Source organism: uncultured Veillonella sp. (assembly GCF_900545795.1).
Classification (GTDB): domain Bacteria; phylum Bacillota; class Negativicutes; order Veillonellales; family Veillonellaceae; genus Veillonella_A.
Genome location: NZ_URAR01000016.1, coordinates 1 through 21,644 on the forward strand (window position 1 = coordinate 1; position 21,644 = coordinate 21,644).

Annotated in this window: 19 protein-coding genes; 17 read left to right on the forward strand and 2 right to left on the reverse strand. The window is 38.6% G+C overall.

Features of this window, described 5'->3' with window-relative positions:
• From QZR90_RS07595 to QZR90_RS07630, 8 genes are all read left to right on the forward strand, one after another.
• Window positions 1-280, forward strand: a 280-nt coding sequence (locus QZR90_RS07595; RefSeq protein WP_295790423.1) for a WecB/TagA/CpsF family glycosyltransferase, incomplete at its 5' end; no start/stop codon positions are given.
• A 14-nt stretch (window positions 281-294) separates the two neighbouring features.
• Complete coding sequence (locus QZR90_RS07600; RefSeq protein ID WP_295790425.1) at window positions 295-939, forward strand: phosphatidylserine decarboxylase family protein; 645 nt, start codon at window positions 295-297, stop codon at window positions 937-939.
• Complete coding sequence (pssA, locus tag QZR90_RS07605; protein ID WP_295790426.1) at window positions 932-1,603, forward strand: CDP-diacylglycerol--serine O-phosphatidyltransferase; 672 nt, start codon at window positions 932-934, stop codon at window positions 1,601-1,603. The genes QZR90_RS07600 and pssA overlap by 8 nt, the downstream gene beginning before the upstream one ends.
• A 16-nt stretch (window positions 1,604-1,619) precedes the next feature.
• Window positions 1,620-2,906 carry a glycosyltransferase family 2 protein gene (locus tag QZR90_RS07610; protein ID WP_295790429.1) on the forward strand — a complete coding sequence of 429 codons (1,287 nt, stop codon included), beginning with the start codon at window positions 1,620-1,622 and terminating at the stop codon, window positions 2,904-2,906.
• A gap of 415 nt (window positions 2,907-3,321) precedes the next feature.
• Entirely contained in the window at window positions 3,322-4,083 is a 762-nt protein-coding gene (gene surE, locus QZR90_RS07615; protein WP_295790430.1) for a 5'/3'-nucleotidase SurE, read from the forward strand.
• A 67-nt stretch (window positions 4,084-4,150) separates the two neighbouring features.
• Entirely contained in the window at window positions 4,151-4,810 is a 660-nt protein-coding gene (locus tag QZR90_RS07620) for an MmcQ/YjbR family DNA-binding protein (protein ID WP_295790432.1), read from the forward strand.
• An 824-nt stretch (window positions 4,811-5,634) separates the two neighbouring features.
• Window positions 5,635-7,155, forward strand: coding sequence for a YadA-like family protein (locus QZR90_RS07625; RefSeq protein WP_295790434.1), 1,521 nt, complete (start codon window positions 5,635-5,637; stop codon window positions 7,153-7,155).
• Window positions 7,156-7,507: 352 nt separating this feature from the next.
• The gene (locus tag QZR90_RS07630) at window positions 7,508-9,109 is read left to right on the forward strand and encodes a YadA-like family protein (protein ID WP_295790437.1); all 1,602 of its coding nucleotides are present in this window, start codon (window positions 7,508-7,510) and stop codon (window positions 9,107-9,109) included.
• Window positions 9,110-9,490: 381 nt separating this feature from the next.
• Here the strand turns inward: QZR90_RS07630 and QZR90_RS07635 are convergent, their stop codons facing one another.
• Window positions 9,491-10,540 carry a low specificity L-threonine aldolase gene (locus QZR90_RS07635; RefSeq protein WP_295790439.1) on the reverse strand — a complete coding sequence of 350 codons (1,050 nt, stop codon included), beginning with the start codon at window positions 10,538-10,540 and terminating at the stop codon, window positions 9,491-9,493.
• 325 nt (window positions 10,541-10,865) lie between these two features.
• Between QZR90_RS07635 and QZR90_RS07640 the strand changes: the two genes are divergently transcribed.
• Window positions 10,866-11,540: a hypothetical protein gene (locus tag QZR90_RS07640; protein ID WP_295790441.1), complete on the forward strand. Its 675-nt coding sequence runs from the start codon at window positions 10,866-10,868 to the stop codon at window positions 11,538-11,540.
• A gap of 83 nt (window positions 11,541-11,623) precedes the next feature.
• On the opposite strand, the gene QZR90_RS07645 is transcribed toward QZR90_RS07640, so the two are convergent.
• A complete protein-coding gene (locus QZR90_RS07645) occupies window positions 11,624-12,973 on the reverse strand; it encodes an MATE family efflux transporter (protein ID WP_295790444.1) in 1,350 nt (449 codons plus the stop codon).
• A gap of 305 nt (window positions 12,974-13,278) precedes the next feature.
• Here QZR90_RS07645 and QZR90_RS07650 point away from each other — a divergent pair, with 305 nt between their 5' ends.
• From QZR90_RS07650 to QZR90_RS07685, 8 genes are all read left to right on the forward strand, one after another.
• Window positions 13,279-13,950 carry a TerC family protein gene (locus QZR90_RS07650; RefSeq protein WP_295790446.1) on the forward strand — a complete coding sequence of 224 codons (672 nt, stop codon included), beginning with the start codon at window positions 13,279-13,281 and terminating at the stop codon, window positions 13,948-13,950.
• Window positions 13,951-14,215: 265 nt separating this feature from the next.
• On the forward strand, window positions 14,216-14,788 hold the full coding sequence (locus QZR90_RS07655; RefSeq protein WP_295790448.1) for a nitroreductase family protein: 573 nt from the start codon (window positions 14,216-14,218) through the stop codon (window positions 14,786-14,788).
• Window positions 14,789-14,986: 198 nt separating this feature from the next.
• On the forward strand, window positions 14,987-15,373 hold the full coding sequence (locus tag QZR90_RS07660; RefSeq protein ID WP_295790450.1) for an SgcJ/EcaC family oxidoreductase: 387 nt from the start codon (window positions 14,987-14,989) through the stop codon (window positions 15,371-15,373).
• 52 nt (window positions 15,374-15,425) lie between these two features.
• Window positions 15,426-16,406 carry an aldo/keto reductase gene (locus tag QZR90_RS07665; RefSeq protein ID WP_295790451.1) on the forward strand — a complete coding sequence of 327 codons (981 nt, stop codon included), beginning with the start codon at window positions 15,426-15,428 and terminating at the stop codon, window positions 16,404-16,406.
• Between the two features lie 114 nt (window positions 16,407-16,520).
• The gene (locus QZR90_RS07670) at window positions 16,521-17,525 is read left to right on the forward strand and encodes an alpha/beta hydrolase (RefSeq protein WP_295790455.1); all 1,005 of its coding nucleotides are present in this window, start codon (window positions 16,521-16,523) and stop codon (window positions 17,523-17,525) included.
• Between the two features lie 71 nt (window positions 17,526-17,596).
• Window positions 17,597-18,112 (forward strand): NAD(P)H-dependent oxidoreductase, encoded by a 516-nt coding sequence (locus tag QZR90_RS07675; RefSeq protein ID WP_295790457.1) that lies wholly within the window; start codon window positions 17,597-17,599, stop codon window positions 18,110-18,112.
• A gap of 379 nt (window positions 18,113-18,491) precedes the next feature.
• Entirely contained in the window at window positions 18,492-20,675 is a 2,184-nt protein-coding gene (gene speC / locus QZR90_RS07680) for an ornithine decarboxylase (RefSeq protein ID WP_295790459.1), read from the forward strand.
• Between the two features lie 24 nt (window positions 20,676-20,699).
• Complete coding sequence (locus tag QZR90_RS07685) at window positions 20,700-21,602, forward strand: LysR family transcriptional regulator (protein WP_295790461.1); 903 nt, start codon at window positions 20,700-20,702, stop codon at window positions 21,600-21,602.
• The last annotated feature ends 42 nt before the right edge of the window (window positions 21,603-21,644 follow it).

A 21,644-nucleotide genomic window follows, 5' to 3' on the forward strand; every position in this document is an offset into this window, starting at 1 on the left:
GACCATTGAAGAGGGGGGCGCTAAGTTAGTATTAGTCGCCTTAGGTGTGCCTAAGCAGGAGAAGTGGATTACGACTAAGCTCAATCATTTGAGTGGCGTGGTAGCTATTGGCTTAGGTGGATCGTTTGACGTCATGGCAGGTACAGTAAAACGCGCGCCTGCGTGGATGCAACGGAATCGATTGGAATGGCTGTATCGCTTAGCCAATCAACCGCAGCGCATTGGGCGTATGATGGCCTTACCGAAGTTTATGTGGGCCGTTAAGAAGGCAAAAAAATAGAGAGGTGGTGCGAAATGCCCACAGGGATTATCGTAAAAGATGGGTACCCTTTGATCATTGGTACCTTTCTATTGGCTATTATTGTAGGATATTTTGTGTCGCCCTACATAGCCATCATTCCTCTTATACTCGCTTGCTTTTTCTTGTTCTTTTTTAGAAATCCAGAACGTAAAATCAACACAGATCCTAATTTATTAGTATCTCCAGCGGATGGTACGGTTATGGATGTAAGCGAAGTATATGAAGATTTATTTTTAAATACTGAATGTAAAAAGGTAACAATTTTTCTATCCGTTTTTGATGTGCATGTAAATCGTGCACCAATGGAAGGGAAAATTACGTTCCGACAATATACATGTGGCGGTTTCTTGCCAGCTTATAAAAAAAGTGTAGGCTATGAAAATGAACGCCACTCCATTGGCATTGACAATGGTAAAATTGAAATTTTAGTGACTCAAATCGCAGGACTATTAGCCCGCCGTATTATATCGTGGACTGACCTTGGCAATACCTTAACGAAGGGCCAATTATATGGCATGATTAAATTCGGATCTTGCACAGAATTATTTGTTCCTAAATCAGTAGAAATTACTGTTAAAAAAGGTGACAAAGTGCGAGGCGGAGAAACTATCGTTGGGAGGATTCAAGCTAATGGATAAATCAATATTTCCTAATCTGTTCACAGCAGCTAATTTGTCATTCGGTGTTATTGGCATAACCTTAGCTGCACAGGGGGAATTTACTGGTGCTGCGCTTTGCGTGTTATTTTCTTTAATTGCTGATGGCTTTGATGGCCGTGTGGCTCGTGCCTTAGGTGTATCAGGCCCAATGGGTCGCGAATTGGACTCCTTGGCCGATGTGGTTGGCTTTGGGGTGGCACCGGCATATATGCTATTTATGTATCAATTACAAAATATGGGCTGGGTTGCTTATATTCCATTATTAGCTTTTTCAGTGCTTGGTGCTTTTCGCTTAGCTCGTTTTAATATTATGACTGAAGAAGTACATGGCTATTTTTTAGGTTTACCGATTCCAGCAGCAGGCTGTATGGCAGCTACTTATGTACTATCTGGCATTCAATTGCCACAATGGTTACTTATGGTGCTAATGGTAGTGGTGGGCTATTTAATGGTAAGCCGTGTGCATCATCCAGACTTTAAAGGCAAAGGTGCAGATCGTACCAATGCAGTAGCCCTAGTGATTACTGCTGTACTAGGTGTAGCCGTATTGGTTTGGGATTGGCATGCTTGGCCAGTGTTAGTTTTTGCTTTATACGCCGTATTTGGCATTTGCAATACAATTATTAATACAGTAAGACAGTGAGAGGTGAAGGACGTAAATGGATTATATTCTTGACCTGATCATGATTCCCCTACAGGTAATCATCGTGTTTTACACTTTGTACTACTTTGTACTCGCTGTAGCGGGAATGTGGCGAAGGAAAGAAAAAAAGAATTATACGCCTAAGAACTCATTTGCCATTATTGTTTGTGCTCATAATGAAGAAGCTGTTGTTGGTCAGTTGGTGGAGAATTTAAAGATTTTAGATTATCCAGACGAACTCTATGATATCTTTGTCGTAGCCGATAATTGCACGGATAATACAAAAGCTGTTGCCGAACGGGCAGGAGCCACTGTATATGAGCGAGAGAATCATGAGGAAGTGGGCAAGGGCTATGCCATGGGATGGATGTTTAATCGCATTTATGAGATGGATCGCACTTACGATGCTTTCGTTATTTTTGATGCGGACAATTTAGTACATCCTAACTTTTTGCTTGAAATGAACCACCATTTAGAGCTAGGTGAACCGGTAATTCAGGGCTATTTAAATGCGAAGAACCCAACTGATACTTGGGTAGCAGGCACATTTGCTATTGCTTTCTGGATGGTAAATCACTTGTGGCATTTGGCTAAATATAATATTGGTTTATCCACTGCTTTAGGTGGCACGGGCATGTGCATCCGCACAGATATTATTAAAACTTATGGTTGGGACTGTAATTGCTTGACCGAAGATATGGAATTCTCCATGAAGCTCCTCATTCATGGTGTGCGCACCACTTGGGCGCATGATGCCATTGTGTATGATGAGAAACCATTGGGCTTTATGCAGTCTTGGCGCCAGCGCAAACGTTGGGCGCAAGGCCATTTTGATTGTGGTGAACGCTATATTCCTAAATTGTTTGTTGAAGGAATTAAGCAAGGGAATATCCGCATTTTAGACGGGATTATTCAAATTAGCCAGCCTTACTTCTTACTAGTATCGACGGCGTATTTGATTATGACTTATATCAACGCGTATGTGCCTATTTATACGAATATTATTTATCAAATATTGCCAGTAACGGTGTGGACTATTATTGGTATTGGTCAATACTTGTTCCCATTTATCGTATTAGGCAGTATTAAAGTGCCGAAAAAAGTGTGGCTCTACTACTTGGTGTATCCAATCTTTATGTATAGTTGGGTACCGGTGACTTTCTTGGGTTACCTAAATCGCCATGATAAAGTATGGGCTCATACAGAGCATACCCGTGGCGTTGCCTTAGGTGAAGTGAGTTTAACGCGTATGGGCAATGTGAAAACTGATAAAGTTAAGAAAACAGAGCAAGATGCTGAGTAATTAGTGACAGAAAATATCATATACGATTAACTTAGAAAGTGCCTTTTAAGGCACTTTCTGTGTTTATATAGGATTATATAGGATTTATAGGATTATATAAGCTTATATAAGCTTATATAATCTTTTAGTGCTTGAATATAGGAGTTCTATAGAGAGTGATAGTAATTGAATATAAGGGCTCTATAGGGAGCGCTAGTACCTGAGTATAGGGCTCTTTGCTCGAAGAGTGTAGGAGGTTTTATTCATTAAATATAAGGTGTTTTACTAAAAATTTACGTATAGATTTTCTTCTTAGTATTGCGAAGAAAGCATAGAGTTTGTTATAGTTATAGATATTTAATGTTATTATAGAAGTAGTCTGCTTATATAAATTTTTATTATGTATAGACATGTTCCAAAGAAAGGAAGTTTTGCCATGCATATTTTATTAACTAATGATGATGGATTTCGCGCTAAAGGTCTTCGTGAGCTAGCAGCGGAGTTGGCTAAGCACCACCGCGTTACTATTGTAGCTCCTGATAGAGAGCAAAGCGCAAAATCGCATGCTATTACTATACAGGATCCAGTTCGTACTTGTAAGGTGACGCGCGACCCAGAGGCAAATCCTCAATGTATTGCTGTATCAGGAACGCCTACAGATTGTATGAAATTGGCACTTTATCATTTATTAAAAGATGATATGCCAGATTTAGTTGTATCTGGTGTAAATGATGGATTCAATTTAGGCTCTGATGCTTTATATTCTGGTACTGTGAGTGCAGCTATGGAGGCTATGTTTTATAAAGTGCCAGCCCTCGCTGTATCTATGGAACGCTATAGTTCAGAGCGCAGTGCTGAAATCATGCCGTTCATTGCGGAATTTGTAGACCGCGTATATGGTGAGGAACAATATAAAGGCTTGCTTAATATGAATTTCTCTAAAGAAGGCCCTATCGGCTGGGACCAAGTGGAAATTTTAGATCAAGGCATGCAGCATTATTCTGATATTATTGATGAACGAGAAGACCGTAAAGGTCGTAAATACTACTGGATTGGTGGTCGCTTAGTATTTATTCCGGAAGAAACACGCACTGACGTAATGGCTATTAAAGACCAAAAGATTACAGTGGTAGCGCTAACCTGGAAACAACAAGACGATGCAGGCACGCAGCAGATGCGCGAGTTCTTAGGGAAGTAATAAAATTAGCTAGATAATCGCATAGTTTTGGTAGTTATATGCTTATAGTTAGATTGAAGGCGAGATTGTGTTTTTTAATGAGCAATTAGCAAATTATGAGTTAAATGAAAAGAAAGCCATAGCGCTTGGTTGTGAAGTGCAAACTAGTGGTGCGTTTGCATATTCTCAGCTCATCGCTTCAGGTGCGTTTAGAGCTATTGTGGAGTTTACTTATGCCACAATGGAAGTTCAACTCATAGATACGAGTACTGAGGAAGCTTATACTTTACTGGATATACCGAGCAGTGATGGGCCATTTGTTACAGCTGTACGCCATGAAGTAGAAGTGTTAGTTCAGCATATATTAGACCAGTGCTTTGATTTTAAAAATACAAAGAAATATATCTTAGATTATATGGTGGCGCAGTATGGCACGGAGCCTGAAGCGCCGTGGCAGAAATATCCTCAGTATTTAACATTTAAGACTGAGAAAAGTAAAAAATGGTATGCTGTGTATATGAATATTCCGTTTGCCTCGTTAGGCCTTGAAGGGCGTGGTGAAGCTAATATTATCAATGTAAAGGTCAGTCCTGAGGATGTAGAGGCTTATGTAGATGGGAAGAACTTTTTTCCGGCTTATCATATGAATAAGAAACATTGGTTGACTATTTTACTACATAAAGAGAGTCTCTTAGATATAGTTAAAGCCTTGATCGATAAAAGCTATTCTCTAGTTGAAGATAGTTAAGGCTAGTTAAGGCTAGTTAAGGCTAGTTAAAGATAGTTGAAGCTAGATGAGTTAGCTGAAGATAGTTGACATAATACTATAAGATGAATAGAAGACAGGTTCTTGAAGAGCCTGTCTTTTTTTGTATAGATGAGAGTGCTTTTTTATAGAGTGGAGTCTGTTTTATATAAGTTTATTCTCTGGGAGTTATTATGGAGGGGCTGGAGCCATAGAGTTTGTTGTTGAATAATGTTTTGTGATTGAGGTGTTGAAGAATAAAAATATTTTATGAATATCATCAAACTTGATAAAAACATTCTATTTCATGTTGAACTCATATTTTTAAAAAAATTTTGATGAATTGGTTAGGAAGTGAATTCATTTTGTAGTATAAAAATATATTTAAATTTTAGATGATATACAGCTTATTTTTATTTGTTTAAACTGCTTGGACATAAAACAAAAGGTATATAATCGTTTGTTCATGAATAGTTTTTAACGTATTAATTAAAAACTCATTAAGGCGATTAACGAAGAGTTAAATTTCTTGTTTACGTTATAAAACCTCATTAAAAACTTTGATAAAAATACTTGACGAGATTACGTATGATTCATATAATTTTAAATCATGCATGAAGTTTATTTTATAAAACATATCGGAATTATTGATATCAACAATTTTGAAATAGTGACGAGAAAAATTAAAAGCTAGAGTTTATGGTACTTTATTGATTGTGTTTAGGATTGGAGCTTCATAGGGTGTAAATGGTGTGACTATGAAGCAGTGATAAAGTGTTATGTACTCTTGGTGTAAAAGTAGCATTGTGTTAATGAAGGTGTGACGTATGAAACAGAGTGAGAAGAGACTGTTAAAATCTTTAGTATTGTCGGCTTTGATGGTAGCGAGTGTGGCTACAGGGGTGCAGGCCGAAGACGTTCAATTAGGGTCTACCGCTAATGCCAGCGATAATGGTATTGCTATTGGTAATGATGTATATAATGGAACTCAAAATGACGGAAATAATGTAAGTGCTCATACAGAGAATGTATCCATTGGTAATCGTGTATGGGCTATTTCGCCGGCCAATAAGTATTCCGTTGGTATTGGCAGTGATGTAACATATGGTTCCTATGCCGTAGCTATTGGCAAAGACACTACAGCTGCTAGTATTTATAGTGTAGCAATTGGTTATAATGCGAAAGCTAATGCCACTGCTGGGGATAGCGGTGTAGCAGTGGGTGCTAATTCTGAGAGTGGTTTATTAGGTACATCCTTGGGGACTAATGCAAAAACTACACGTTATGGTGTAGCCTTAGGTTATAATGCAATAGCAAATAATGACTATTCCGTTGCTTTAGGTACTAATTCCATAGTTTCTCGTGGCACCATGTCCACTTCGGTGACTACTGCAAGTACTACTACAGCCTCGACTAAAGTGGTGTATGCAGATGATGCGGCTAGTGATGCTGATAAAAAAGCGATTACAAGCACTGTAAAAGGTTCATTAGGCGCGGTTTCCGTTGGTAACTCTAATGCAACTCGACAAATTACGAATGTAGCCGCTGGTTCAGCGGCTTCTGATGCGGTCAATGTGGCGCAGTTAAAATCGGTGGATAATCGTTTGACTGCTGTTAATACTGAATTATCTGGCCGAATTGATTCCCTAGGAGATCGCGTTGATTCCGTAGAAAATCAAATTCAAGCTATTCAAGTGTCAGGCTCCGGTAATGCAGCTGATATTAGCGACCTTAAAGAGACTGTTGCAAGTCAAGGTGAAACTATAGATGAACATACTGATCAAATCAAAGACTTAGATGATCGCGTAACAGACAATACTAATTCCATCAACGATTTGGATGGTCGTGTAACCAATAATACCAATGATATTATTGACTTAAATGATCGTATGAATAATCAAAATACGGCTATTTCTGGTTTAAATACAAGAGTGGACCATTTAGGAAAACAAATCAATAAAGTTGGTGCTGGTGCAGCGGCCTTAGCTGGCTTACATCCATTGGACTTTGAAGATGATTCTAAACTTACTTTTGCCGCTGGTTTTGGTGCTTATAAAAATGAGCAAGCAGCTGCATTGGGGGCTTTCTATCGTCCAAATGAAAACTTAATGTTTAGCTTCGCTACGGCAGTAGGCAATTCTGATAACATGTACAATGCAGGCTTATCCTTCCGCTTTGGGGATTCCTCTCCTTATCAGGGATTAAGTAAAGCGCAGCTTGTATCAGAACTAGAAAAACAAGGCGAACAGCTTAAAACACAGGCTGCTGAAGTAGCATCTGTGAAGGCTGAAAATGCGGCGTTAAGTGCTCGTTTAGAAAAATTAGAAGCATTAATTTCCGCACGTTAATTAAATATTTAGTACATAGCACAAAAAGGTTTAAAACAATTTAGTTTTAAACCTTTTTTTTGTTCTATGGGACATATTGCTTATACTTGACATAGTTAGTCCTCATTAATATAATTATAAAAGTATAACAATTTTAATTTATAATTATCATCACTAAATGTGATAAAATGTGTTAGTTATCAAGTGAAAAAATTATGATACATCAGGGAAATACTATAACTACGGCTTTTAATGCGTAAATATTGTATGGGGGAAGTACAATAAATTTTTCTTGATTATATATTGATTAAGATAAATAATTTATAAATTAAAATTAGTGATGTTAGTTGTGTTGTGAAAAAGGTGGAAGATTATGAAACGTATTAAAGGTGATGTGTTAAAAAGTTTAGTATTGTCCAGTTTATTGGCAATTAGTGCTGTTACAGCAGTACAAGCAGAAGCTGTTCAATACGGTGAGGGGTCTACGGCTCAAGAGGATTCTGTAGCGGTTGGTAATAATGCTACGGCTCAAGAAGGTTCTGTAGCGATTGGTAATACAGCGGTTGCAGATGATCGTGGTATTGCTATTGGTAATGATGTGTATACAATGCCAAAAGATACTCGATATAGTAATATTCGACTTGAAAATATTTCCATTGGTAATCGCGTACAGGCTATTGAAGGGGCAACTAATCATGGTATTGGTCTTGGCAGTGATGTAACTCATGGCATGAATTCTGTAGGCATTGGCAACACTGTCGATGCAAGAACTATGGATAGTGTTGTTATTGGCCATAATGCGAAAGCAAGCCTTGGTAGAGAAGGTATCGCTATTGGTTTAAATACTAATACTGGTTTACAAAGTATTGCATTAGGTACTGATGCTACAGCTAACTCTAGATCCCTTGCTTTGGGTATGAGTACAGTGGCTAATGAAGTAGCTGATGGCGTGGCATTAGGTAGCTATTCTGTAGTAAAGCGCAATGGCTTAATTTTTGAAGGTACGCCAGCAGTTACTACAAGTGAAGCACCTACTTTAGGGGAATTTGTTGCGTATCATCCTAAAAAAGTCTCCACTCCTGTAACAACACAAGTATATGCATCAGATAAAGCAACTGATGGTGACAAAACTAAGGTAGTAGCAACTGTAAAAGGCTCTTTAAGTGCTATTTCTGTTGGTAATGATGACCAAACTCGTCAAATTGTTAATGTAGCAGCCGGTAGTGTTGATACTGACGCAGTAAACGTAGCACAGCTTAAATCTGTAGACAATCGTTTGACTTTAGTTGATGGGAAAGTAGAGGCATTAGATGGCCGTGTGACTACTATTGAATCAACTATTGGTGGCTTAGTAACTAATGGCAATACTAATACTACAGAAATTAGCAATATTAAAACTGATGTAGAAAATCAAGGTAAAATCATTGAAGAGCATACTAATCAAATTAATGACCTTGACGGCCGCGTAACTGAAAATGCAAATAATATTTCTGACCTAACTGATCGTGTGAATAATCAAGGTTCTGCTATTTCTGGCTTGAGTAATCGCGTGGACAAATTAGGTACTCGTGTAAATAAAATTGGTGCTGGTGCCGCTGCGTTAGCAGGCTTACACCCATTAGATTTTGATGATGATTCCAAATTGACATTCGCTGCTGGCTTTGGTGCGTACAAAAACCAACAAGCGGCTGCTCTTGGTGCATTCTATCGTCCAAATGAAAACTTAATGTTCAGCTTTGCTACGGCAGTAGGCAATTCTGAAAACATGTACAATGCAGGTTTATCCTTCCGCTTTGGCGACTCTTCTCCATATCAAGGCTTATCTAAAGCTGAATTAGTATCTGCTTTAGAAAAACAAGGTGCAGACATTGATGCATTAAAAGCTAAAGCTAACGAAGTAGATGCTGTTAAAGCAGAAAATGTTGCGTTAAACGAACGTTTAGCTAAATTAGAAGCTTTATTAGCAACTCGCTAAGATTAAGAATAAGGCTAAGAGGCCAGGCATACTTTAAAAGTATGTGCAGCGTTAAACGTATACTTTGCGTTGCATGTAAGCTGTGCTATGAGAATGACTTGAGCCAATGTGTGAATTGTGCTAAAAGTACAGGGAAACGCTACTTTAAGATACTCATGAAGCGTAGCCTTATATAACTTCATATAATAAAGAAAACTGCTGTGAAACAAAAGTTTCACAGCAGTTTTTTTATTAGGTCTATTTTATTCTATAACAACATTGTATTAGGTGTAGTTTATTTTAGTGCTCTATTGTATTGTTTATTTTAAGAGTAGATTGGTTTTGTTCTATTTTATTTTAGAATTCTATTGTATTAGATGTATTTTATTCTAAAACTTTATTTTATAAAAGGGCAATTAACTTATCTACATCCTCTATTCTTGTAGCCCAACTAGTGGCAAGGCGGATTATGAGGTGATTTTCATCGACACGCTCCCAGCAGCTTAGAGCACATTGAGCTGATAGGGTTTCGTATTGCTCATTAGTGAGGGTAACAAAAATCTGATTAGTAGGGGATGGAAAGGCTAAGGTGTATCCTTTGGCTTTTAGGGCTGCTTTGATTTTTTCAGCCATAGCAATACCATGGTCACCGATAATTTGATACAAATGATTGGTAAATAAAGTATCAAATTGTAAGCCTAAGAGGCGGCCTTTAGCAAGAAGGGCCCCATTCTGTTTAATAATAGTAAAGAAATGTGGCACCATATTAGGCTTAGTGAAAACGAGGGCTTCCCCAAAGAGCGTGCCACATTTTGTGCCACCAATATAAAAGGCATCACAGAGGCGACCTAAATCTTCTAAACTTACATCATTTTCAGCACAGCCTAAGGCATAGGCTAAGCGAGCTCCATCTATGTAGAGCTTAAGTTTATATGCTTGGCATACTTCGTGGATGGCAGTCAACTCTTCTAAAGAATATAATGTGCCATATTCAGTGGGTTGTGAAATATAAACTAGGCCGGGCTTAACTACATGGTCATGATTCTCGTCTGCCATATATTCGTCCATAGTCTTTTTAATCTGGGCGGAAGAGATTTTACCATATTCGTGAGGTAAAGTTAATACTTTGTGGCCACCTAGCTCAATGGCACCCGCTTCATGGGTGCTAATATGTCCAGTGGTGGCAGCTAGAACACCTTCATAACTGGCTAATAGGCTTTTGATAACTAAGGCATTTGTTTGTGTGCCACCGACGAGGAAAAATACGGCCCCATCAGGCACATTGCAGGCCATTTTAATTTTTTCTTTAGCCGCATCAGAATAAGCATCTAAGCCATAACCAGGGCTTTGCTCAAGATTCGTTGTTACAAGTCTTTCTAAAATAGCAGGATGTGCGCCTTCCATATAATCGGAGGCAAAAGGCAGTTTGCGGGTTGGTTGAGTTGTTGTCATAGCGTCTCCTTATAGGGAAAAATAATTAGCTTGTAGGCAAAAAAGTTGAATTATAGGGGAAATAATTGATTTACAAGGAAAATAATTGGGTTATAAGGAAAAAATTGAATTATAAGAAAGATAATTAGCTAGTAAAGATATATTGTGTATTATTATATACTATCATAGGGAAATGCATAAATATATAGCTTAGATCATAGAAAATAATTATAGAAAACAATCATAGAAAACAAATCATGATTATTTAATTAAAGCTGTAGATTTGTTATATAATATAAAGGTAGAGATATAATTTATTTTTTATTCACCATATAAGGAGTATTCTATGGCTTCATTAGTTACACAACAAGAGTTAGCTAACTATGTAGAAAATTTAAGTTATGATGAGATAAGTGCACAGGAATTTTATAGACATATATTTCCTGAAGGCGTGTTAGGTACTTTAGATGGTACTGATGGAAAGCCTTTGGGGATTTTAGTATTTAAAGATGCCAATGGTAAGGCTGTCAATCATGTAGCTATTGCGGATGACTTAGAGGCGCTGACGAGTCAAGTGGGACAGGCACATAGAGTATTGGCACCGATTGCTTATTTTGGTGACAGTGAATTAGGTGGTAAGGCTAGTTTTTTACGAGCCTTAACTGTTGATATTGAAATCACTAGTATAGATGAATTAAAGAGAGTCCTACTTTTACTTGTTGACACTGTTCCGTTGAATTCTACTTTTTTCGTTTTAACTGGCAATCATATACAGATTTACTACCTGTATAAAGAGGGGCGAGAATTAACAGGTTCAGCTCAAAAAGACCTATTAGAACAGAAAAAGCAATTAATCAATAAATACAATGAATCTCTGCAATTGACTCAGCCTATTAAAGTAACGCCATTGGCGCAGACCTTGCCTATGGTAGGTTCTTTACAGGAATCTGCCCAAGATGAGGTGAAGGCGTATCGATTAGACATTAAGTTTGATCAGCCATTAATACCTGATAAAGGCTAAAAATCCAATAAAAAGCCCCTCATGCTAGTATATACTAGCATGAGGGGCTTTAAGTATAGTAAGATATTAATTGTATTTGGGCATTATATTTTATAGCGGCGGTATTGAATGTACCAAGTGCGCCAGGTGTAGAGAACGCCTGCTGCCGCTACGCTACTTAAGAGGCCCACCCAAATACCATAAGGTCCATAATTAAATACATAGGTGAAGAGGGCCACTACAGGAATGCTCACACCCCAATAGCAGGAGATGGCAATAGCTGATACGATTTTAACGTCCTTATAGCCACGCAATACGCCTTGTAGAGGAGTTCCAAAGGCATCGATAACGGAGAAGAATACCGCATAGGAGAGGAAGCTACCAATCAGCTGAATCATAGATGGGTCCGTTGTGTAGTAACCGGAAATTTCACGCAAATGCGTAAAGGTGTAGGAGCAGATGAGCATGGCAATCATGATTGCCATAATACGTGCTATATAAGCATAGGTTCGCGCATCTTTATAGCGTTTAGCACCTACCTCGTAGGATACGGCAATGGTGCAGGCAATGCTAATGCTTAAAGGAAAACCGTAAAAGAGATTTGTAAAGCTAATAGCCGCTTGGTGGGCAGCAATGATATTGGTTCCATAATAGGCCATCAGTAGTGCTGCTAAGCTAAAAATACTCATTTCACAGAAAATAGCAAAGCCAATAGGTACGCCTAGTTTTATTTGATCTAAAATATAGACGCGAATAGGGCGACCTAGGTTTTTGAAAAATTGATAGCCCTTAAAGGCTTTGGCATTAGTTAAAATAACTGTATAGGCCAGTACATTGTACCAGGAGCAAATAGCTGTAGCGATACCCGCACCGACGCCACCCATGGCAGGGAAGCCGAAGTGGCCGAGAATTAAACCATAGTTTAAGAACACATTGAGCAAGAAGCTAGTGAAGATAACTGTCATGGAATAATGCGTATAGCCATGAGAATCTACGGTATTACGCAAAATACAGCTCCACATGAGAGGCACGATAGCCACGCCGATGAAGGACATGTATTTTATAGATATGTCATAGGCTGCTGGCTCTAAATCTAAGAGACTAAGCACAGGTTTTAAGCCAATTATGCCTAAGGCAACGAGGCCTAGACCTAAGACCGTAGCCAAGTAGAGCCCATTGCCCACGATGGCGGGAATGGTATCCTTCTTTTTAGCGCCTAGCAATTGTCCTAGAATCGGGGAAATACCTAGTAAAACGCCCATGGTACCGTAGAACATGGAAATCCAAATATTATAGCCTACGGAAATACCGGCTAGATGAACGGTGCTATATTGCCCTGTTAATAATATAGAAATAAAGGCCCCTGCCATTAAGGAAAACTGCGTAATGATAATGGGAATACTGAGCCTAATAAAGCGAATAATTTTGCTTGTTAATGTAAATGTAGGTTCCATATACACTCCTTTTTGAACAAACTCTTTATTTATTATACTTAAAATCTGCTTATATTGTTAGTGTCATATTGAATTTAAACGCTATAGTAAAGAATATCACAGAAACTTCATTATACTTGATAGGGCGAAATTTTTCTAATGATAAAGCAAAATATTTTACAAATAATTAATTGATTAGTTAGAAACTTTTAGATATAATAAGTAAGTAGCATAAATTCTCTTCTTCGATAGAGGTTTTGTGCATTTAAGTTAGTTTTTAATAAGTTTATGTGGTTTTTAGTTAAACTTTTGGAGGTTATGCATAATTGGAACTGTTTACAGTAGCAGGTTTGCTTGCATTATTTAAAATCATTGTTATTGACATTTTATTAGCCGGTGATAATGCGATTGTAATTGGTATGGCTGCTAAGAATTTAGAGCCAAATCATAGAAAGCAAGCTATTTTCTGGGGGACTGCTGGGGCCATTGGCTTACGCCTTATCTTGGCATTTTTATTCGTGGAAGCGATTAACAATATACCGGGTCTTCACCTAGTGGGTGGTATATTATTACTCTGGATTGGCTTTAAGCTTATGGCTGATTCTGGTGGAGAGCACAATATCGAGGCTAAGAGTAATCTAAGTGGTGCCATTATGACAATTATCATTGCTGACGGCATCATGAGTATCGATAATGTTATTGGTGTTGTAGGCGCGGCACAAGGTCATATGGGCTTGGTGCTCGTTGGTATTTTAGTAACAGTACCCCTTATTATTTGGGGTAGCCGTATTTTCGTTAGTCTAATCGACAAATATCCTGTTATCCTTTACTTTGGTGGCGGTATTTTAGGTTGGATTGGCGGCGAAATGATTCACGCTGACCATTATGTTAGAGATTACTTTACTGATACAACAACTTTGATCTTTAAGGTTGTATGTGTTGTATTAGTAGTGGGCTTAGCATTATTAAAGAAGAGCTTTAGCAAAAAAGATGCGTAATGCATAGGCTATAAAATAATACAATGAATGAAGAGCTATAGAGAGCGAAGGTGTATACTTCTGGCCCTATAGCTCTTTTTTGTAGCTTACATTTTATAAAAATAGTCTTTAGCTTTACTAGATTGTATTAATTAGATTTTTATATTGAAATATTTCGAAATAGGGCGTATAATATAACTTGTAATAACAATAAAGACAAGTTTAAAGTGATTAAAGATAATCAAATTGATTAAACATAGTATCAGATGTTTTAGGAGGATATAGTATGAAAACTTTAGAAACTTTACAAGCACGCCGCACATATTACAATATTAATAAAGAAATTCCTGTAAGTGTGGAAGACATCGTGAAATTTGTAGAACAAGCAACAGAATTAGTGCCTGATTCTTTTAATATGAAGAGCTCACGCGTAGTTGTTGCATTAGGTGAACAACATGATGCTCTTTGGGATACGATTTATGATGTATTTGAAGGCAAGGTAGCACGTGAAAAAATTGACAGCTTCAAAGCTGGCTATGGTACAGTGCTTTACTTTGTAGATCAACCAACGGTAGAAAAACTACAAGGTCAATTCCCTATTTATGCAGACCGTTTCCCTCATTGGGCAGCGCAATCAGCCGCTATGCTTCAAATCTCCGTATGGGAAGGACTTCGTGAAATGGGTGTAGGCGCTTCATTACAGCATTACAATCCAGTAATTAATGAAGCAGTACAAAAGCTATTTAACCTCCCAAGCAATTGGGTGCTTGATGCACAAATGCCATTTGGTGGTATTGTAGCTGAGCCAGAAGCCAAAGAAAAAGAAGATATTAGCCAACGCGTGGTAGTGAAAAAATAAGAATAGTGTCCGGCCGTGGATTCTGTTTTAAAGTAAATATAAAAGCTGTAGCCTTAGGAGTTGCCTAAGGCTACAGCTTTTTATTTTGATACATTTAGGGATACATATGGTAGAATAAAAATAAGAGTGAAAAAATAAATAAACACTAGAAACGATAATAGGTATTATTCTTTATATGAACTGAAATGAGGTTAAACAATGAATGAAGAAATCAAGCAATTAATTGCCGCCGCAGATGCAGCTATAAAAGAAGAACGTTTTGATGATTTGATGGAGTTTTATACAGATGATGCTGTGTTAGTAGTAAAGCCTGGTTTAGAGGTAAAAGGTAAGGAAGCAATTAAAGCCGCCTTTATTAAAATCGCAGCGTATTTCAATAATAGTATTGTCCCTACACAAGGCAAGATGCAAATGATTGAAGCAGGCGATACTGTGCTCGTTTTATCCCAAACCTTACTAGCAGCGGATAAAAAATCTGATTCGGAATTCTCCATGGATCGAAGAGCTACTTATGTGTATCGAAAGATCGATGGCAAGTGGCTCTGTGCGATAGATAACTCCTATGGCACAAGCTTATTAGATTAATTAGAAATTTCGACTCATAAGAATATCTATATTTTTGTAAAGGAGTCTCAATATGGAATACGTTAAATTAGGTCGCACTGGTCTTGATGTGTCAAAACTAGCCTTAGGCTGCATGAGTTATGGCGACCCATCATTTGAGCAGTTTAAATGGGTATTAGAAGAAGCCGATGCGCGAAAGGTAATGAAGCATGCTATTGACTTAGGCATTAATTTCTTTGACACTGCTAATACATATAGTAATGGCGCCAGTGAGGAGATTGTAGGGCGTGCATTAAAGGATTTTGCTCGTCGTGAAGATATAGTATTGGCTACAAAGGTATTTTTTCAAATGCGTCCTGACCGCCCTAATAGCAGTGGTTTATCGCGCAAGGAAATCATGTATGAAGTGGAGCAAAGTTTGCGTCGTTTAGGTACGGACTATATTGACTTACTGTATATCCATCGCTGGGATTATAATACGCCAATTGAAGAAACTATGCGTGCTTTAAATGATTTAGTAACTGCTGGTAAGGTGCGCTATATTGGAGCTAGCGCTATGTATGCTTGGCAATTCCAGAAAGCGCAATATGTAGCGGAGAAACATGGTTGGGTTCAATTTGTGGCTATGCAAAATCATTACAATCTTTTATACCGAGAAGAAGAGCGTGAAATGATTCCTCTTTGTAAGGACATGGGCGTAGGTTTAACACCATATAGTCCACTTGCAGCAGGGCGCTTAAGCCGTGATTGGACGGCGACGACTAAACGGGCTGAAGTAGATAAAATTGCGAAGGCTAAATATGATTCGACTGTAGCTAGTGATAAGATTATAGTTGATCTCGTAGGTGAATTAGCGGAGAAGTATAATACAACGCGCACGGGTATTGCCTTGGCGTGGCAGTGGCATAAGGGTGTGGTGGCACCGATTATTGGGCCTACCAAGGAAGCCTATTTAGATGATGCGGTGAATGCTCTTACAGTGCATCTCACTGAGGAAGATGTGCAGTATCTAGAAGAGCCATATATTCCGCATAAAGTAATGGGCGCTAGGTAGTGGTTTCAAAACTGTAATCACAATTGGAACTAAAGAGGTTATAAGGGACAGCTTTTGAGCTGTAATATAAATTTTAATAATTTTAAGATTAAGTTAATTATAAGGAGAGAGACGATGAAACGTAACAAAATTTGGTTTAAAACGGTAGCGATAACAGCTTTTACTGCCTTGTGTCTAGTATCTTCATCGCTAGCTGCATCATTTACTTTGCCCTCACAGGGATTAATTCTACAAGGCGAGCCAAAGCAGACTTACATTAGTACCGAAATGGAGCAATTCTTTACGAATCCAAGTGCACAGGTCAGCAAATTTAAAGGCCTAGATAATTGGGAGCAAAGCGTTGAATATTTAAATGGCGTTAAAGTGGAGCATTATTCTTTGAAACTTGGCGAACTCACCGAAGGTGAATCCGATCGAGTTATCCTACAGCTTCATGGTGGTGGCTATGTGGCTGGCATGTCTCAGGCTCATCGCGTATTGGCTATGAAAGTAGGCTCTTTGGTAAAAGCTAATTATGTGTATAGTGTAGATTATCGCTTAGCACCAGACTATGTATATCCTGCGGCCTTAGAAGATGCAGTAGGCGCTTATAAAGGCTTATTGGCTAAGGGCATTAATCCTAATCACTTAATTGTCATGGGGGATTCCGCTGGTGGCAATTTGGCATTAGAATTGTCCTTGTATTTAAAAGAGCATAATTTACCACAACCAGGTGTGTTATTATTGGCTTCTCCATGGGCTGATTTTGAGCATAAGGACAATACATCTCGCACTTATAATGACAGCAAGGACCAAGTGTTGGGGCTTGGCACACCGCTAAATGGGGCCGTTAAAGAGCCAGTATACGCAGGTAAGTTAGATTTAAAAGACGCTCGTTTATCCCCTATTTATGCTGATTTAACGGGCTTGCCACCAATGCTCATTCAAACTGGTGGAAATGAACTCTTTGTGACAGAAAATGAAGCGTTAGCTGCTAAAGCGACTAGCGATGGTGTATTAGTAAGCTTAACCGTATATCCTGGCATGCCTCATGACTTTGCCCTTTTATTGCCAGACATGGATGATTCAGTTCAATCCTTGGCTGAAATGAGAGATTTTGTGAATCGCAACTTAAAATAATTGTGGGGCAATTATTTTATAGCGAGTAGAACTAGGTAGAGCATTTTATCTTAAAGGAAGAAGAGTTTATTATGAAAACAACAGTATTTTTATTTCACCCTAATTTTAATGATTCTATTGTAAATAAAGCACTTGCAGAAGCGGCTAAAGGGGCTTCTATTGAAGTACGCAAGGTATATGAATTATACCCAGATGGTGTAATTGATGTAGGGGCTGAGCAAAAGGCTTTAGAAGCAACTGACCGTATCGTACTACAATTTCCTATGTATTGGTATTCTAGTCCCTCCTTATTAAAGCAATGGGAAGATGATGTATTACAATATGGCTGGGCCTATGGCTCCACAGGTACAGCATTACATGGTAAAGAATTGCTCATTGCCACATCTACAGGGGCGCAAGAACAGGAGTATTTGGCTACTGGTAAATATAAAATGACTGTAGAGGAATTGTTGGCACCATTTAAAGCGACTTGCCATATGGTAGGTCTTACTTGGCTCGCACCTTTTGTAACGTATGGTACTTTGGGGATTGAAGCTAATCGATTAAATGAAGCAGCTAAGGGGTATGTAGGGCGCTTGCAAGGCTAAGCCGAGAAAAGGATATATGTACAGACATAATGTCTGTACGCCTATACGATATATCAGTGAGCAGTGAATTTAATATATGAGAAAGACCTCAAGCCCGTATAAGGCTTGAGGTCTTTTTGGCGTCTATAAGATGTTAGGCTTTGGTACTTCTAGAGATACTGAGGACCTTTGTACTTTTATAAGTCTTGGTTGTTTATAGGTATTGAGTTTTTTATGTCTAGGCGCGGTAAGATATTTCGTACTTCCTAGAATTTTTTATAATTTATGGACAACTTTAGTGGAATTACATATGTTTTATACGTCTCTAATTGGTTATACTTGTATGTAGAGAATAAAATACTTATTTAGTACACCAGGTAAGGACGAGGAGGTTATATATATGAATTCATTAAGCATAGCTTGCAGTACTGAAGCTGTACAATATTTTACTATAGAAAGTCATCGACCACAGGAAAATTTAGATACAATTTTAAATCAAGTGGAGCCAGATTTTACAGCCGTTGGCGCGGTAGTAGTAACTGACCAGGAATTAGAAAAATTACCACTCCTATTTGACACTTTATTGGGAATACCTACTTTTATTGTGCGCACACAGGCGGAAGTAGAGATTCCGCTACACCTATTAACACAAGGTGTACATATTATTGATGTGAATCAATTTGAGCGCTTAACTTTTAGTCGTCAAATTGAAGATGCCATTGTAGCCTATGAAGCGCGGATTTTACCACCATTTTTTAAGGAATTAGTAAAATATGTAGAATCTGGTCACATGTCCTTGGCTACACCAGGTCATCATGGGGGCAGTTTCTTTAGAAAGCATCCAGCAGGTCGCTATTTCTATGATTGGTTTGGAGAGCCTTTATTCCGCTCAGATATGAGCTCGTCTGATGTAAAAATGGGGGATATGCTCATCCATGAGGGGTTTCCTTATGATGCGGAAAAGCATGCAGCGGAAGTATTTAATGCAGACTTTACCTATTTTGTGTTAAATGGTACGTCTTCGGCTAATAAAGTGGTATGTAATGCCCTAATCAAGCCTGGCGATGTAGTGCTATTTGACCGAAACAATCATAAATCTTTGTACCATGGCGCTTTAGTACAATCAGGGGCGACTCCCGTGTATGTAGAAACATCACGCAATCCGTTTGGCTTTATTGGTGGCGTAGATTATCATTGCTTCGAAGAATCCTATTTGCGGGAGCGCATTGCTAAGGTGGCACCTCATAAAGCCGAGGCAGAGCGCCCATTTAGAGTGGCCTTAATTCAGCTAGGCACCTATGATGGTACGATTTACAATGCCCGCCAAGTAGTGGACCGCATTGGCCATTTATGTGACTATATCTTATTTGACTCTGCGTGGGTAGGGTATGAGCAATTCATTCCTATGATGCGCGATTGCAGCCCTATGTTATTGGAATTAGGCCCTAATGACCCAGGGATTTTTGTGACACAGTCTGTACATAAGCAATTGGCTGGTTTTTCTCAGACCTCTCAAATACATAAAAAAGATAGCCATATTAAGGGACAGGCGCGCTATTGTAACGATGATTGCTTTAATAATGCCTTTATGCTTCAAGCGTCTACTTCGCCTTGCTATCCTTTATTTGCCTCCCTTGATGTGAATGCTAAAATTCACGAAGGTCCTTTAGGCCGTAAAATGTGGGCAGATACAGTGAAGCTCGGCATTTATGCGAGAAAGGCGATTAAGCAACATTGTCATTATTTGAAATCCTTTGTGCCAGACATTGTAAATGGTCGCGAATGGGATACGTATACGACAGAGGAAATTGCAGAGAACAAAGAGTTCTTTTCAATTGACCCAGAGGCGTCTTGGCATCAATTTAAAGGCTATGAAAAGAATCAATACTTAGTCGATCCATGTAAACTCTTAGTGTACACTCCAGGTATTGATGGTCAAACGGGAGACTATGAGGACTTTGGCATCCCTGCATCAGTATTATCTCATTATTTACAAGACCATGGCCTTACGCCAGAAAAATGCGATTTAAATTCCATTTTATTCTTGTTAACACCAGCTGATTCAGAGACTATGATGAATAATCTCGTGTCCTTAATGGTTCGCTTTGAACGCTGCATTGATGAAGATGTGCCAATGAAGGATGTATTGCCTAAGATTTACTATCAATATGAAGAGCACTATCGCGGATATACGATTCGCCAACTTTGTCAAGAAATGCATGATTTTTATAAAAAACATAAAGTAAATACGTTGCAAAAACGTTTATTTAGAGAAGAGTATTTCCCTGAAGTAGCCATTACGGCACAGGCTGCGACACAGGCGTTCATTGGAGGCAATTATGAAATGGTGACCCTCGATGAAGTGAAAGGGCGCATTGCCTTAGAAGGGGCCTTACCATATCCTCCAGGAATTATTACTATTGGTCCTGGGGAACGCTGGAATGACAATGTTATTGCTTATTTTAAAGTCCTAGAAGATACGTTTAATGAATTGCCAGGCTTTACTGGAGAAATTCAGGGTGTTCATTTTAAAGAAATTGATGGTAAAATAAGAGCATTAGCCTATGTTATGAAGGACGAATAATATATATTGGAAAGGACGATTTCTATGGATTTTGAAGTTTGTAGAAATTATGTATGTGTTGCTGAGTCGTATACTATTAGTGAAGCAGCGCGTCAACTAAATATTGCACAGCCTGCCTTAAGTTTGCAGATTAAAAATCTAGAGGCGTATTATGGTGTGCAATTAATTAAGACGCGACAAGGGAGTCGCCATATTGAGCTCACTAAGGCAGGCGATTTGCTATATCGACGAATTAAGCATTTATTGAACCAAGAAGAATTATTGCGCAAGGAAGTGCGCAAGAGTGCTTCCGAAGAAGCAGATACGGTTATTGTTGGTGCCACCCCTGAATTGGCGTGCATTGTGAATGATTACATTAACGATTTTAAAAAAGAAAATCCGAAGGGCCGTTGGAAAGTTATTTTTAATGATATGAAATTTCTTACGGAATCGTTGGAGCGAGGCCTTATTAATGTCATCATAACGCCAACAGTGCCGCCACATAAGCATTTATATACCTTTGAAGGAACTGGCATGCGCAAGCTTGCGGTGATTGGGCCAAAGAATCACGCCTTGCTTCAAAATCGCAAGGAAATGCAATTGGCTCAGTTGAATGGACAAAAAGTAGCCGTCATGGCTGATTTAGAAAATCCATTGTTGCGCTCTTGCCGTGAAAGAGAGTTAGATATTTCTTGTGTGTTAAGTAGTAATTCTCTCATGTTTGTTCTTGATACAGTGATGCAAAGTGGAGAATTGGCGATTATATCAGGCTCCATCCCGGAGTGGGTGAAGGGCCTTGTACAATATGTGCCACTGCGGAGTAGTGAGCTGATGAAGTCACAGCAAGTGTACACCCATAAAGGTGGCCAAAAGACGAAATTAGTAAAAGCATTTTTAGCCCATCTTAAAGACCAACAGTACATTAGTGATGCAGATGCTGGTAATTAGTGAGGAGGCCTTTCTATGGATTTATTTGATGATTTAGATACA